12 protein-coding genes, 1 tRNA gene and 1 pseudogene are annotated in these 13,148 nt (G+C 63.4%); 5 read left to right on the forward strand and 9 right to left on the reverse strand.

Translation table 11 applies throughout. The annotated features are described in order from the left end of the window. Window positions 1–9: 9 nt before the first annotated feature. The 6 genes from HWE17_RS25820 to dkgB all read right to left on the reverse strand — a co-directional run bounded on the left by HWE17_RS25820 (window position 10) and on the right by dkgB (window position 6,836). The gene (locus tag HWE17_RS25820) at window positions 10–2,283 is read right to left on the reverse strand and encodes a xanthine dehydrogenase family protein molybdopterin-binding subunit (RefSeq protein ID WP_176390750.1); all 2,274 of its coding nucleotides are present in this window, start codon (window positions 2,281–2,283) and stop codon (window positions 10–12) included. Between the two features lie 10 nt (window positions 2,284–2,293). Further along, entirely contained in the window at window positions 2,294–2,752 is a 459-nt protein-coding gene (locus HWE17_RS25825) for a (2Fe-2S)-binding protein (RefSeq protein WP_034753534.1), read from the reverse strand. Between the two features lie 132 nt (window positions 2,753–2,884). Next, on the reverse strand, window positions 2,885–3,601 hold the full coding sequence (locus HWE17_RS25830) for a DsbC family protein (protein ID WP_034785648.1): 717 nt from the start codon (window positions 3,599–3,601) through the stop codon (window positions 2,885–2,887). 159 nt (window positions 3,602–3,760) lie between these two features. Continuing rightward, window positions 3,761–5,005, reverse strand: coding sequence for an FAD-dependent monooxygenase (locus tag HWE17_RS25835; protein ID WP_176390751.1), 1,245 nt, complete (start codon window positions 5,003–5,005; stop codon window positions 3,761–3,763). 66 nt (window positions 5,006–5,071) lie between these two features. Further along, window positions 5,072–6,001, reverse strand: coding sequence for a TIGR03571 family LLM class oxidoreductase (locus HWE17_RS25840; RefSeq protein WP_176390752.1), 930 nt, complete (start codon window positions 5,999–6,001; stop codon window positions 5,072–5,074). Window positions 6,002–6,011: 10 nt separating this feature from the next. After that, window positions 6,012–6,836 carry a 2,5-didehydrogluconate reductase DkgB gene (gene dkgB / locus HWE17_RS25845; protein ID WP_176390753.1) on the reverse strand — a complete coding sequence of 275 codons (825 nt, stop codon included), beginning with the start codon at window positions 6,834–6,836 and terminating at the stop codon, window positions 6,012–6,014. Window positions 6,837–7,022: 186 nt separating this feature from the next. On the opposite strand from dkgB, the gene HWE17_RS25850 reads away from it, so the two are divergent. After that, window positions 7,023–7,098: transfer RNA gene (locus HWE17_RS25850), tRNA-Phe, on the forward strand. 253 nt (window positions 7,099–7,351) lie between these two features. Beyond that, window positions 7,352–8,365 carry a hypothetical protein gene (locus tag HWE17_RS25855; RefSeq protein ID WP_152598836.1) on the forward strand — a complete coding sequence of 338 codons (1,014 nt, stop codon included), beginning with the start codon at window positions 7,352–7,354 and terminating at the stop codon, window positions 8,363–8,365. 155 nt (window positions 8,366–8,520) lie between these two features. On the opposite strand, the gene HWE17_RS25860 is transcribed toward HWE17_RS25855, so the two are convergent. Continuing rightward, window positions 8,521–9,060: a DUF2058 domain-containing protein gene (locus HWE17_RS25860; RefSeq protein WP_034753528.1), complete on the reverse strand. Its 540-nt coding sequence runs from the start codon at window positions 9,058–9,060 to the stop codon at window positions 8,521–8,523. Between the two features lie 264 nt (window positions 9,061–9,324). Between HWE17_RS25860 and HWE17_RS25865 the strand changes: the two genes are divergently transcribed. Continuing rightward, the gene (locus HWE17_RS25865) at window positions 9,325–9,630 is read left to right on the forward strand and encodes a PsiF family protein (protein ID WP_176390754.1); all 306 of its coding nucleotides are present in this window, start codon (window positions 9,325–9,327) and stop codon (window positions 9,628–9,630) included. Window positions 9,631–9,677: 47 nt separating this feature from the next. Here HWE17_RS25865 and HWE17_RS25870 read toward each other — a convergent pair whose 3' ends face one another. Together HWE17_RS25870 and ptsJ are read right to left on the reverse strand one after the other, a co-directional pair. Beyond that, window positions 9,678–10,397 (reverse strand): glutamine amidotransferase, encoded by a 720-nt coding sequence (locus tag HWE17_RS25870; RefSeq protein WP_176390755.1) that lies wholly within the window; start codon window positions 10,395–10,397, stop codon window positions 9,678–9,680. 36 nt (window positions 10,398–10,433) lie between these two features. After that, window positions 10,434–11,735, reverse strand: a complete 1,302-nt coding sequence (ptsJ, locus tag HWE17_RS25875) for a transcriptional regulator PtsJ (RefSeq protein WP_176390758.1) — start codon at window positions 11,733–11,735, stop codon at window positions 10,434–10,436. Between the two features lie 92 nt (window positions 11,736–11,827). Between ptsJ and HWE17_RS25880 the strand changes: the two genes are divergently transcribed. Both HWE17_RS25880 and HWE17_RS25885 read left to right on the forward strand, forming a co-directional pair. Then, window positions 11,828–12,655 carry a YggS family pyridoxal phosphate-dependent enzyme gene (locus HWE17_RS25880; RefSeq protein WP_176390756.1) on the forward strand — a complete coding sequence of 276 codons (828 nt, stop codon included), beginning with the start codon at window positions 11,828–11,830 and terminating at the stop codon, window positions 12,653–12,655. 88 nt (window positions 12,656–12,743) lie between these two features. After that, window positions 12,744–13,148: pseudogene (locus HWE17_RS25885) on the forward strand (diguanylate cyclase); the annotation flags it as partial.

Here is a 13,148-nt window from a genome sequence, read left to right on the forward strand (position 1 = left end):
CTACTGCCGTCATGCGGCCGCCAGGTCGAACGGCAGCTTGCGCAGGCGCTTGCCCGTCAGGGCAAACAGCGCATTGGCGAATGCAGGCGCCAATGGCGGCACGCCCGGCTCGCCCATGCCCGTCGGCGCGTCGCCCGACGGCACCAGGTGCACCTCGATCACCGGCATGTCTTGCATGCGCGGCACGGGGTAGTCGCCAAAGTTCTGCTGCTGCACCACGCCATCCTTGAGCGTGATGGCCGCGCCGGGGATGGTCATGCCCAGCGCCATCAGCGCGGCGCCCTGCACTTGCGCCTCGATCGTCAGGGGATTGACGGCCAGGTTGCAATGCACGCCCGCCCATACCTGGTGCAGCCTGGGCGCACCTTGGACCACCGACGCCGTCACCACGTAGGCGACCACGGAATTGAACGACTCGTGCATGGCCACGCCCCAGGCTTGCCCTTTCGGCAGCTTCTTCTTGCCATAGCCGGACTTGGCCACGGCCAGGTCCAGCGCGGCGATGTGGCGCGTGTGCTTGGCGTCGATCAGCTGCTTGCGGTAGGCGACGGGATCCATCTTCGCCACGTGCGCCGCCTCGTCGATCAGGGTTTCCATGACAAAGGCCGTATGCGTCGAGCCGACGGAGCGCCACCACAGCACCGGCACGTTCGCCTTGGCCGTGTGCACGGACAGCTTCATCGGCAGGGTGTACGGCTCGCCCATGCCTTCGACCATGGTGCCGTCGACGCCATTTTTCACCATGAAGGCTTCGAACGGCGTGCCGGCCATGATGGACTGGCCCACGATGGTGTGGTCCCAGGCGAGGATTTTCCCTTTGGCGTCGAGGCCGATCTGCGCGCGGTGCACGTGCGACGGCCGGTAGTAGCCGCCCTTGATGTCGTCCTCGCGGCTCCACATCAGCTTTAACGGACCGCTCTTGCCCGCCGCCCGGTACGCCTTGGCGACGTTGACGGCTTCCACCACATAGTCGGACGAGGGCACGGCGCGCCGGCCAAAGCCGCCGCCGGCCATCATCGTGTGCAGGGTTACTTGTTCCGGTTTCAGGCCGGACGTGGCCGCGATCGCCGCCTGGTCGCCCGTCTGGAATTGCGAACCCACCCACATCGTGCATTTGTCGGCTTGCAGGTCGACGACGCAGTTGAGCGGCTCCATCGGCGCGTGCGCCAAGTAAGGGAACTCGTACACAGCTTCGATCTTTTTCGGCGCATTGGCCAGCTTGCCCATGTCGGCAGGCCTGGCGATGGTGCCCGGCGTTTTCGCCAGCGCCTTGAAGGCGGCCAGCTGCTTGTCGCTGCTGACCTTTTCCACGGCGCTCGTATCCCATTCGATCGCCAAAGCGTCGCGCCCCTGCTTGGCAGGCCAGTAACCAGTGGCGATCACCGCCACGCCGCTGCCGCCACGGTCCGTCTTCACTTCCAGCACCTCGAGCACACCAGGAATGGCCTTGGCCTTGCTGGCGTCGAATTTCGCCACCTTGGCGCCAAACACGGGCGGACGCGCCACCATGGCCACTTTCGCACCTGGCGGCTTGAAGTCGATGCCGAACTGCTGTTTTCCCGTGGACTTGGCCGCCGCGTCCAGGCGTTTCACGGGTTTGCCGATGATGACAAATTCGCGTGGGTCTTTCAGCTTGACGGTGGCGGGCACGGGTTGGCGCATGGCCGCGTCGGCAAATTCGCCGTAGGTCGCTTTTTGTCCGCCGGGGCCATACAGCACACCCTTGGCGGCGCGCACCTGGTCGGGACTGACTTTCCACTGCGCGGCGGCGGCGCCCACCAGCATGGCGCGCGCCTTCGCGCCGATTTCGCGGTACTGTGTAAACGAGTGGGCGATGCTGCCCGAGCCGCCCGTCATCTGCATGCCGTAGGCGGCATCCTTGTATTGTTCTCCGGCGGGCGCCAGGGCGCCGTGCACGAGGCTCCAGTCGGCGTCGAGTTCCTCGGCGATCAGCATGGGCAAGCTCGTTTGCACACCCTGGCCAAATTCCAGCCGGTTCACCTGCACCGTCACCGTGTTATCGGGCGCGATGTGCAAAAACGCGTTCGGCGCATACACGGGCTTGGCGGGCGCGGCATCGGCCGCCTGCGCCAGCTTGCCGGCGCCCGGCAGGAAAAAGCCCAGCATCAAGCCGCCGCCGGCCACCGCGCCAGCCTTCATGAAACCGCGCCGCGACACGCCATCGGCCGCGCCAACGACCGCCACCGGCGCCGATGCCAGCGCCGCGCCCAGGGTCACCCCGCCATGCTGCAATGCTTCCTGATTCAACCATTCGATACGCATACCGTTCTCCTCAGGCCAGGGTCTTGGCCGCGTCCTTGATGGCTGCGCGGATCCGTTGATAGGTGCCGCAGCGGCAGATATTGCCGCTCATGGCGCCGTCGATGTCGGCATCGCTGGGCGCCTTGTTGGTGCGCAGCAGCGCCGTCGCGCTCATCACCTGGCCGCTTTGACAGTAGCCGCATTGCGGCACGTCGTGGCGCACCCATGCGGCCTGCACGGCCTTGCCCACCTGGTCGTTTTCCATCGCTTCGATGGTGGTGATCTTTTGCGCGCCCACCGAGGAAATCGGCGTGATGCACGAGCGGATCGGCTGGCCGTCGAGGTGCACTGTGCAGGCGCCGCACAGGGCCGCGCCGCAACCGAACTTGGTGCCCGTCATGTTCAGGTTATCGCGCAACGCCCACAGGATGGGCGTGGATGGATCGGCGTCGACTTGCGTGTCGCGTCCGTTGATATTCAAGGTAATCATCTGCTGCTTCCCCTTTTTTGGATTGTTATGGCGTCTACGAACAACACTTGATGATACGACAGCGGAAAAAAACGCAAAAAAAAGCGCGCCTTGCGAGGGCGCGCCGTCCAGCCTTCCTGGCGACAGCCCGGATTACTTAATGGTCGAGAATTTCTGTTCCAGCGTTTTCGCATCAACCGCGCCCGGAATGCGGCTGCCGTCGGCAAAGAAGATGGCTGGCGTGCCCGAGACGCGCAGCTGCTGGCCCAGGGCCAGGATTTTTTCATGCGGGTTGGCGCACGTGGCGGCCACCGTGGCCGGCGCCTTGCCGTTCAACATCCAGTCATCCCAGGCCTTGTTGCGGTCCGGTGCACACCAGACATTGCGCGACTTGACGATGGAATCCGGCGACAGGATGTTGTACATGAAGGTGTACACGGTGACGTTGTCGATTTCCTTCAAAGCGTTCTGGCGGAAGCGCTTGCAATAGCCGCAGTTCGGATCTTCGAACACGGCGATCACGCGCTTGCCATTGCCCTTGACGGTCTTCATGGCGGAATCGAGCGGCAGGTCGGAGAACTTGATGCGGTTGACTTCATCCAGGCGCACCTTGGTCAGGTCTTGCGACGTCTTGGCGTCAAAGACGTGGCCGACGAACAGGTATTGCGCAGCTTTGTCCGTGTACAGGATGTCGCCACCCGTGCGCACTTCGTACAGGCCGCCGTATGGCGTTTCCTTGACCGAATCGACCTTGGCGCCTTCGCCCAGGCGCGGCTCGATCAGCTTTTTGATGTTTGCTTCCGTCGGCGTTTCGGCGCCGGCGCACGACATCATCAGGCCCGAGGCCAGTACCAATGCGATTCTGCTCATTTTGATCACTATCACTTCTCCACTTGTAACGCCCGGCGAAACTGGCAGGGGGCCCGGCGCCGTTATCTCTTTAATAAAACGAGCGCCGCAGACCAGCTGCGGCGACCTTGAATTTTCACTAATGCCATTATCCGGCGATATCTTAAGATACGCTGATATTTACGGATGTCCCAATGCGTGTGCAATCATTTTGCGCTTCAGGGCAGGTAATTTATCCAGCAAGTTTAATCCCAAATTGCGAACCACGCGCAACGGTTCCAGATCGGCGCCAAATAATCGCGCCAGGCCATCGGTGGCCAGCTGCATCAGCAGCACGTCTTCCTTGCGCGCGCGCGCATAGCGGGCCAGCACGCGTTCGTCGCCGATGCCGCGGTGCGCTTCGCGTTCGCTGATCGTCTTGACCAGCTGCGCCACGTCGGCAAAACCCAGGTTCATCCCGTGGCCGGCCATCGGATGGACCACGTGGGCGGCGTCGCCGACCAAAGCCACGCGCGGCGCCACCATGGCGTGCGGGCGCATCAGGGTCAATGGGAAGGCGCGCACCAGTTCCGGCTGCAACGGCGTGAGTTTTCCCAGCTTGTCCTGGCAATACGCGGCCAGGCGCGTGGCCAGGGCGTCGGCCGGTTCGGTCATCAAGGTATCGGCCAGCGCATCGGGCGCCGACCAGACGAGAGAAACGCGGTCGCCCGGCAACGGCAGCAGCGCGACGATGCCTTCGCTGCCCGTAAACCACTGGTGCGCCGCGCCATGGTGCGGCTTTTCGCAGGCGAAGTTGCTGACCACGCCGCGCTGGCCATACGAGCGGTAATCGAGGCCGATATCGCACTGGCCCCGCACCCACGACTGGGCACCATCCGCGCCCACCACCAGCGCGCAGGTGATGGTGTCGCCGCCATCGAGGTGCACGATGGCCGATTCATTCGTCCATTCCAGACGGCTGGCGCGGCCCTGCAGCACGCTGACGTTCGGCGCGAATTTGAGGGCGGCGTCCAGCGCCTGGCCCAGGTTGCGGTCTTCGATGATCCACGCCAGCGTGCCCACATGGGCGCCGTAGGCGTCGAAACCGAGTCCGCCCGCCTGCGCGCCGTCGCCGTTGACCAGCATGGCGTCAACGGGCGCCACCCTGTCGGCCGCGAGCGCGCCCCACACCTTCAGCGACGACAGCAACTGGTGCGCCGTATTATTGAGCGCATACACGCGCACGTCCCAGCTGGCTTCGACGGGCTTAACGGCCGAAGGGGATGCGGGCACCGGCGGGTTCGCCGGAGATAACAGGGTGACGCTTTGTCCTGCCTGGGCAAACGCCAGCGCCGTGGTTTTCGCGATGGCGCCGTTGCCGACGATGCAAACGTCGCTGTGGCTATGCATGAAGCGCCGCATGGTGGGGGAAGTAGGACTGTTCATGCGGCCATTATAGCGTTTGCCCCACCCTTTTCAGATAGTCCCGAAGTACGGGACGCGTGCCCCAGATCAAGCGGTTCCATGAAAGACGGGCAGCACGTAGTCCGCGATCTCCTGCATCGTCTCGGCCAGCGGGCGGCGGTTCTGCCGCAGCTGCAGGCCGATATGCCGCACGCCGGCTTCGCGCATGGCGTGCAGCTCGGCGATCAGGCCATCGCGTCCCGTGCGCCCACCAAAGCGGAAGCGCTGCAGCGGCAAGCTCGGATCTTCATCCAGGTCCAGGTGGATGAAGCTGACATACGGCTTGTCGTCGCCGGCCACGGCGCGCCATTGCGCCGAACGCCGCGCATGATCGTCCGGCGTGCCCGGATAGGCGAGCCAGCCATCCATCTGCGCGCCGATCCACGTGGGCGACTGCTGCGCCAGCCCCGCCACCAGCAGCGGCAAAGGCGCGGCCGGCTTGGGCAGCAGACGGATGCCGGGCGGCAGGCGCATCTCGCCCCAGTCGCGCAGCATGGCGACCTGCTCGCGAAAGGCGGCGCCGCGCTGGTCGAAATCGCGGCCAAACACGGGATACTCGACGGGCCGGTCGCCGCTGGCCACGCCCAGCAGCAAACGTCCGCCGCTCAACTGGTCGACGCTGGCCGCCGCTTTTAACGTCAGCACCGGTTCGCGCAGCGGCAGCACCACGGCGGCTGTGCCCAGCAAGATGTTGTCCGTGATACCGGCCAGGTAGCCGAGATAAGTAAACACCTCGAAGACCTGGGCCGCGTCGCCGAACGACGGGTCGTACAGGGGCACGTCGCGCAGCCACAGGGCCCGACAACCCAGGCGGTCGGCCAGCTTTGCCAGCGCCGCATGCTGTTTCAGATCCGGCTCGCCCGGCACGCGGCCGGACGCCGCATGCGCATGGCGCCCCGTGGACGACCAGTCGTTATCGAGCGGCAGTTCCAGGCCGATACTGAAGCCACCCTGCCCCAGCTTTTGCATCGCAGTCATGGGCTTCACCTCAATCCCACTGCGGCGCCAGCCCGTCCGGGTTGGCCAGGCGTTCGCCACGCTCCAGGGTCGCCATCTGCGCCATCTCGTCCGGCGACAGGGTGATGCGCTGGAAATGCAGGTTCGCTTCCAGGTTGGCGCGCCTGGTCGACGACGGAATCACGGCAAAGCCCTGCTGCAGCGACCAGCTCAGGGCCACTTGCGCCGGCGTCACGCCGTGCTTCGCGGCGATGGCAGCGATCACGGGATCGACCATCACCTTGCCGTACGCGAGCGGCATGTAGGCCGTGATGTGGATGCCCTGGCTGCGCGCGAAATCGATGGCCTTGCGGTTTTGCAGGAACGGGTGGATCTCGATCTGCTGCGTGGCGATTTCTTCCGCGCCCACCGTATCGATGGCTTGCCGCAGCTGCGCGTTGGTGAAATTCGACACGCCGATGGCCTTGGTCAGCCCCTGCGTCTTGGCTTCCGCCAGCGCCGCCATGTAGTCGGCCACGGGAATGGCGTCCTGCGGCGACGGCCAGTGGATCAAGGTCAGGTCCAGATGTTCCAGCCGCAGCTTGTGCAGGCTGTCTTTCAAGCTGGGAATCAGCTTGTCGCGCTGCAGGTTCTCGATCCATATCTTGGTGGTGACGAACAGCTCGTCGCGCGGCACGGCGCTGGCGGCGATCGCCTGGCCCACTTCCGCTTCATTGCCGTAGATTTGCGCCGTGTCGATATGGCGGTAGCCGACATCCAGACCCGTGGTGACGGAATCGATGACGACCTGGCCCTGCAGGCGGAAGGTGCCCAGGCCGATTTCAGGGATGGCGGTGTGATTGGTGGTGGCGTTCATGCGGCAGTCCTCTCAAATACATTTCGATGACCACACTATGCGCCCATCCTTTGTTGAGAAAAATACCGTTTATATCAAATCATATTTGATCCACAGGCAAGTAATGTGATGGCCATGCAGGAAATCGGGGAAAAGTCGCAGCCGGCTCTTGCATTCCCGTTTTGGTCTGCTATAATTCGCCACCTTGGCCTGGTAGCTCAGTCGGTAGAGCAGAGGATTGAAAATCCTTGTGTCGGTGGTTCGATTCCGCCCCGGGCCACCAAGAATTCGTTATACGTTCAGAAACGCCACCTTCGGGTGGCGTTTTTGTTTGTGGACTGCGCCAATTCACCGCAGCATCCCCCTCTTCCGGCCGCATGCCGGCATCCTCCCCTCATCCGATACGGTATTTCCCCTCCAGCGCATGGCCCGGCGGCCTGACGCGAGACGCCAGTACCCCGATACCGGCAGATATTCCCCATGGGAAACATGTTAAAATTAAATAAATATTAACACCGGCATCAAGGATGATGAAAATGAAAAAATGGTTCTTGCTGGCTGCCACCAGCGCACTTGCAGGCATGGGCACGGCACAGGCCACGCAAGTGGCAGAGCAAGTGAAAAGCCCATCGAGCGCAACGCCTCAGGAACAGAAGAGTGCCGTCCTCCACAGGCCATGGGAACGAAAGGTGGAGGGGGAGAAATTTTCCATGGAGATGCTCGACAGCGACCGCCTCGATCCGGCGTATCCAGGCTTGCCGCTGGGCGCGGTCATCGAGGCAGTCAAAAAATTTGTGCGCGAGAAAAAGGGGGAGTTTGAATCGACGGCTGACTACAAGCGCAGAATGGCGGCAGCGCTGAACGAAAAAGTGGTGGCGGATTCGAGCTTGAATGATGCACTGGCCTTTGTTGTTTCCGTCAAAAAAGACGGAGCATATTCCGTTGGCATTGGGTACGATTTCAATGCGGATACGGGAAAGGTGAAGCTGTATGTCTTTCCCCGCACACGAGACTTGAATGGCATCGGCGCGCCTGACTATGACATCAACAAGCCTTCCTATAAAGGACTGGACCAATTTGACTTGAGTTCCAAATTGAACTCGAAAGGCCGTTATAAAGGACGCAGCACCTATCGCGGCTACTATCGCGGCTACTATCCCATTGAAGAAACGTACACATCCACGATGGGCGTTGCCGTCAATCGCATCCCATTCCTGGATATTGACCGGGGCTACACCCAATACATAAAACCTGCATTCCAGTTTACGCTGGAAAATGCCGTCGCGGCAAAAGAATTGCCGGTCTTGAAGGCGATGATCGTGATGCAGCTGGCATCGCCTTACATTGCCTACGACTACGAGTCGTCCGATTCAACACCACAACAAATCGACGTGACTACGACAGATAGAGTATTTCTTACTGGGAATATCTTGGGCATCGTTTTTTACTCCGGCATCACTGGCGAAATCCTGGGGCGATTACCAGCGTCATTTGGCCTGCCTGCTGCCAGGCAAGCCACGAATGAGAGAAGCGCGCCCGCAGCGCAGTAATGGCAACTGTCCAGATACCGGCCTAGCCTTGCATCTCCCCGTGCCTTGCTTGCGCCGGGTAACAGAATTTGCCGCGCCAATAAAAACGCCAACCTTCGGGTTGGCGTTTTTATTGAATCGAGCAAGGCTGCCGGCTGCGGCCAGCCCCGTCGTTCTTACCACATCAAATCATCCGGAATCTGGAACGCCGCATACGGATCGTCCTCGTCCACTTCCGTGCTGGCCTGCTTGACGCGCACGACGATGGCGGGGTCGCGTTCGGCGATCTTGTCGGCGATGATGCGCGGCACCAGTTCCACGGCGCCGCCCAGGCAGACGATCACCAGACGGCCCGCCACGAGGTGGGCCTGCACGGCGGCCGTCACGTAGATGCGCTCGATCTTGTTGTTGAACGTGAAGTTATACGGCACGTCGCCGTTGTTGCCCTTGCTCTGGCGGTTTTTTTGCACCATTTGCGCGATCTGCGCCACGATGGCCTTCTGGTTGGCAGCCGCGTCGCGCTGGGCGTTCAGTTCGCGCGCGCGTTCCGCGTTCTTGCGCTGGGTCTCGAGCGCGGCCAGGCGCACTTCATCGACGCTTTGCGTGCCGCTCTTGCGCTCGTCCTTTTTTTGCTTGCTCTTGTCCTGGTTGGCCAGTTTGACCTTCTTCTTGTCGACCAGGCCGGCCTTTAAAAACTGCTCTTGCAACGAGACCATAACTACTCCGTATTGAGGGTGCGCCGGCCAAGGCAGCGGCATCGGCCGGTGGAAAGACGCTAGCATAGCAAAAAACAGGGGCGCTGCCGCCGCAACATGGCTGCCCGGGCCAGCCGGGGAGCGCCTTGTGCCTGCCAGTAACAAAAAGACACACTCGAGTGGAAATTTTGTTGATAAATGTCATATAGTTAGTTACGTTCTGCATACCGGCATTGTCTGCCGCTTGCACGTCCCCTTCCACCGACTGCGTCTAAAGGATTTACCATGAAACAATTCATCGCCCTCTGCATCGCCGCCGCGTTTGCCAGCACCGCCTTTGCCGCCGCACCGGAAGCGGCGCCCGTCGCCAAGACGGCGCAACAGTCAAAAATGACGACCTGCAATGCGGATGCCGCCGGCAAGAAAGGCGATGAGCGCAAGTCCTTCATGAAGGAATGCCTGAGCGCCAAGCCGGCGCCGGCCATGACGCAGCAAAACAAGATGAAAGCGTGCAATGTCGACGCCAAGGACATGAAAGGCGACGCCCGCAAAGCCTTCATGAAGGAATGCCTGAGCGCGCCGAAGAAATAAGCGCCTCGCCGCTTGCCTCACAACGCCAGCATCATGCTGGCGTTTTTTTATTGCGCCGCGTACGCCTGCATCAGGCGGTCGAGGAAAACAAACAGCTGGCCGTTCATGGCTTGCCAGTCGTGGGCGCGCAGGATAGCTGGCTGCTGCACGAAGCGGTGCGATTCCAGCGTGACCAGTTCTGCTGCTGACGCGGCGATCAGCAGGTCGACCACCTCCGGCGTAAACTCCATATGGCACTGGAAGCCGTACACCAGATTGCCGTATTCAACGATCTGGCGCGGGCAGCCTTCGCTATAGGCGATGATCTTCGCGTTGCCGGTCAGGCCCGGCATGTCGCTGTGCCAATGCCCGGTTTCCAGGACATCGCCGACATGCTTGAACTTGTCGTTCTCCCGCCCTGCCTCCGTCAGCACGATGGGAAACTTGCCAATCTCCTTTTCAGGGCTGTGCGCATGGGGCGCTCCCAGGGCGGCGCCGATCAGCTGCGCGCCCAGGCAAACGCCGACCACAGCCTTGCCTGCGGCGGCACAGGCGGCTATCAGGGCCTGTTCGGCTGCCGCGTCGAAATGCGGGCATTCCTCGCGCGTCGTCGACGGCGACTGCGGTCCGCCCATGACGACCAGCAGATCGATGTCCGCGATGGAGCCGGGCAACGGCTCGTGGGCATGGACGCGCGAATACGCGGCCTCGTGGCCCCGCTCGCGCACCCAAGTCTCATAGGCGCCCGGCGCCTCGAACGTTTCATGCACGATGAAATGGACTTTCATGATGTTCCCTTTCTGTGGCGAGTAACCAAATAAAAACTAGGGCCGGCCCAGCACCTGGGCCAGCACGCCGGCGAACGCCTGCGCGCCCGCTTCATCGATGGCCGATACGGTAATCCGCAATCCCTGCGCCGGCGCCTGCACGCCGAAAGCTTCGCCGCCGCGCACCAGCCAGCCATGCCGGGCCAGCGCCAGCACGGCCGCCTGGCTGCTGTCCGGCAGCGGCAGCCACAGGTTCAGGCCATCGGCGGGACTGGCGCAGACCAGGCCGTGCGCCGCCAGCGCCGCCGCCACCATGTCGCGGCGGCGCGCATAGTCGGCGCGGGCCAAGACCACTTGCGCGGACACCTCGGGCGACGACAGGCAGGCGCTCACGGCATCCTGCAAGAGATGGCTGACCCAATTCGTGCCGGGCGCCAGGCGCAGGCGCAGGCGCTGTGCCGTCTGCCCGTCGCTGGCGACAACGGCCAGGCGCAGGTCGGGGCCGAAGATCTTCGACACGGAACGGATCAGCGCCCAGTGCCGGGCCGCAGGGGGAATCACGTCCTGGTAGCCGGCCGTGGACAGCAGCGAGAAATGGTCGTCGACGATGACCAGCACGTGCGGGTAGGCGGCCAGCACGGCGCGCAGCTGGTCCGCGCGCGCCGCGCTCAGGCTGCAGCCGGTCGGATTGTGCGCACGCGGCGTGACGATGACGGATTGCGCGCCTTGCGCCAGCGCCCGCTCCAGCGCCCCGGCCTGCATGCCCTCGGCGTCGACCGCCACGCCAACAGCGTGCAGCCCGGCGCTGCGCAAGGTGTTGATGCTGCTGATGAAACACGGGTCTTCCACGGCCACCTTGTCGCCCGCGACCAGATAGGCCCCCAGAAGGCGCTCGACCGCATCGACGGCCCCATTCGTCAGGGTGATCTCGTGCTGTTCCGGACAATCGCCGGCCATCCAGCGCCGCGCCAGCACTTCCAGTTCCGGATCCACGGTAGCCTCGCCATACAGGCGCGGGCGGTAGGGCTTGCGCGCCAGGGCCGCGCCGACATCGGGCAGCCAGGCAAGGTTCGGGTTGCCGCCACCCAGGTCGGCCAATGGCGAGCCGGGCAGCAAGCCTTCCTGCTCGCCCGGATCGCGCTGCGCGCGGATGGCCGTGCCCAGGCGCCCTTGCGTGACCGCGAGCCCGGCCGTCACCAGGCGCTGGTACGCCAGCGACACGGTATTGCGGTTGACGCCCAAGGCGGCGGCCAGCTCGCGCACGGTGGGCAGCTCCTGGCCCGGCGCCAATTCGCCCGCCTGCGTCAGCGCGCGGATGCTGTCGAACAGTTCCGCCGCGGTTTTCCCTGTGATTTTCACGATAGTCCCAGACATGATATATTTTGGCATAGGACAATCATACATCACTGCGGCGACTCCTGCCGCCCATCAGGCGAAGACAAGGCTGACACATGCACAACGACATCCCCCTGCTCACACCCACCATGCATGAGCGGCATGGGCGATGGCCGCAAGCCATGTCGGTGGACGACTTCCGCCGCAATCTGGCGGCAGTGCATGCGCGCATGGCGGCCGCGTGCCAGCGGGTCGGGCGCGACCCGGCCGGCGTGCGCCTGCTGCCCGTCAGCAAGACCAAGCCCGAGGCGAGCCTGCGCCTGGCGTACGCCGCCGGTTGCCGCATGCTGGGAGAAAACAAGCCGCAGGAAGCGGGCCGCAAATGGGAAGCGATGGCGGACCTGGCCGACCTGCAATGGTCGGTGATCGGCCATTTGCAGACCAACAAGGCCAAGCTGGTGGCGCGCTTTGCCAGCGAATTCCAGGCGCTCGACAGTCTGCGCGTGGCCGAGGCGCTGGAACGGCGCCTGCAAGCGGAAGGGCGCGGACTCGATGTGTTCGTGCAAGTGAACACCTCGGGCGAAGCCAGCAAGTACGGCTTGCCGCCGGACGAGGTGGCCGCTTTCCTGCGCCAGCTGCCCGCCTTCCCGGCGCTGCGCGTGCGCGGACTCATGACCCTGGCGCTGTTGTCGGCGGAAGCCGTGCGCGTGCGCCGCTGCTTCGTGCTGCTGCGCGAACTGCGCGACCGGCTGCGCCAGGACGTCCCGCATGGCATCGGCCTCGACGAACTGTCGATGGGCATGTCCGGCGATTATGAAATCGCCATCGAAGAAGGCGCCACCGTCGTGCGCGTCGGCCAGGCCATCTTCGGCGCGCGGGACACGCCCGATAGCCACTACTGGCCGGCGGCGGAAGATGGTCGCGCCGTCAATCATGCCGAATGATCAAGATGACATGCTGAAAGATACCGCGTAATATTTTTACCATACTGCTCAGCTCGGCAGCAGAGCTCACTGGTGAAAGGACGGCAGCGTGGCCGCGTCAAACGATCTCGCGCACTGGCGCGGACAGATTTTTGCGCGCCTGCTGCAGGCGGTGCTGCTGCTGGGCATCGTCACTGCCATTCCCAGCGCCCTGCTGGCCGCGCGCGAAGCTATCTGGTCCATAGTCATCCTCGACGTGCTGGCCATCGGCTGGATCGGCGTCATCTGGCATTGGCGCGCCATGCCCTACCGCTGGCGCGTGTGGCAATTTCTCATCGTCGCCTACCTGGTCGGCGTGGGCCTGCTGCTGAAAATCGGCCCCGTCAGCCAGATCTACATGATGCTCATGCCCGTGCTGGCGGCCCTGCTGCTGGGGATGCGGCCCGCCCTGTCGACCCTGGCCCTGACGTCGCTGACCATCTTTGTCCTCGGCCTGCATCCCGACGTCGCCCTG

Origin of the sequence: Janthinobacterium sp. BJB401 (genome assembly GCF_013372745.1) — a bacterium.
GTDB classification, from domain to species: domain Bacteria; phylum Pseudomonadota; class Gammaproteobacteria; order Burkholderiales; family Burkholderiaceae_D; genus Janthinobacterium; species Janthinobacterium rivuli.

Excerpts from the sequence above, each read along its gene's own strand:
- HWE17_RS25880 (WP_176390756.1), top strand. The coding sequence starts at position 11,828 with ATGCACAACGACATCCCCCTGCTCACACCCACCATGCATGAGCGGCAT.
- HWE17_RS25840 (WP_176390752.1), bottom strand. The coding sequence starts at position 6,001 with ATGACTGCGATGCAAAAGCTGGGGCAGGGTGGCTTCAGTATCGGCCTG.
- HWE17_RS25830 (WP_034785648.1), bottom strand. The coding sequence starts at position 3,601 with ATGAGCAGAATCGCATTGGTACTGGCCTCGGGCCTGATGATGTCGTGC.
- dkgB (WP_176390753.1), bottom strand. The coding sequence starts at position 6,836 with ATGAACGCCACCACCAATCACACCGCCATCCCTGAAATCGGCCTGGGC.
- HWE17_RS25865 (WP_176390754.1), top strand. The coding sequence starts at position 9,325 with ATGAAACAATTCATCGCCCTCTGCATCGCCGCCGCGTTTGCCAGCACC.
- HWE17_RS25820 (WP_176390750.1), bottom strand. The coding sequence starts at position 2,283 with ATGCGTATCGAATGGTTGAATCAGGAAGCATTGCAGCATGGCGGGGTG.
- HWE17_RS25860 (WP_034753528.1), bottom strand. The coding sequence starts at position 9,060 with ATGGTCTCGTTGCAAGAGCAGTTTTTAAAGGCCGGCCTGGTCGACAAG.
- HWE17_RS25825 (WP_034753534.1), bottom strand. The coding sequence starts at position 2,752 with ATGATTACCTTGAATATCAACGGACGCGACACGCAAGTCGACGCCGAT.
- HWE17_RS25835 (WP_176390751.1), bottom strand. The coding sequence starts at position 5,005 with ATGAACAGTCCTACTTCCCCCACCATGCGGCGCTTCATGCATAGCCAC.
- HWE17_RS25870 (WP_176390755.1), bottom strand. The coding sequence starts at position 10,397 with ATGAAAGTCCATTTCATCGTGCATGAAACGTTCGAGGCGCCGGGCGCC.
- HWE17_RS25855 (WP_152598836.1), top strand. The coding sequence starts at position 7,352 with ATGAAAAAATGGTTCTTGCTGGCTGCCACCAGCGCACTTGCAGGCATG.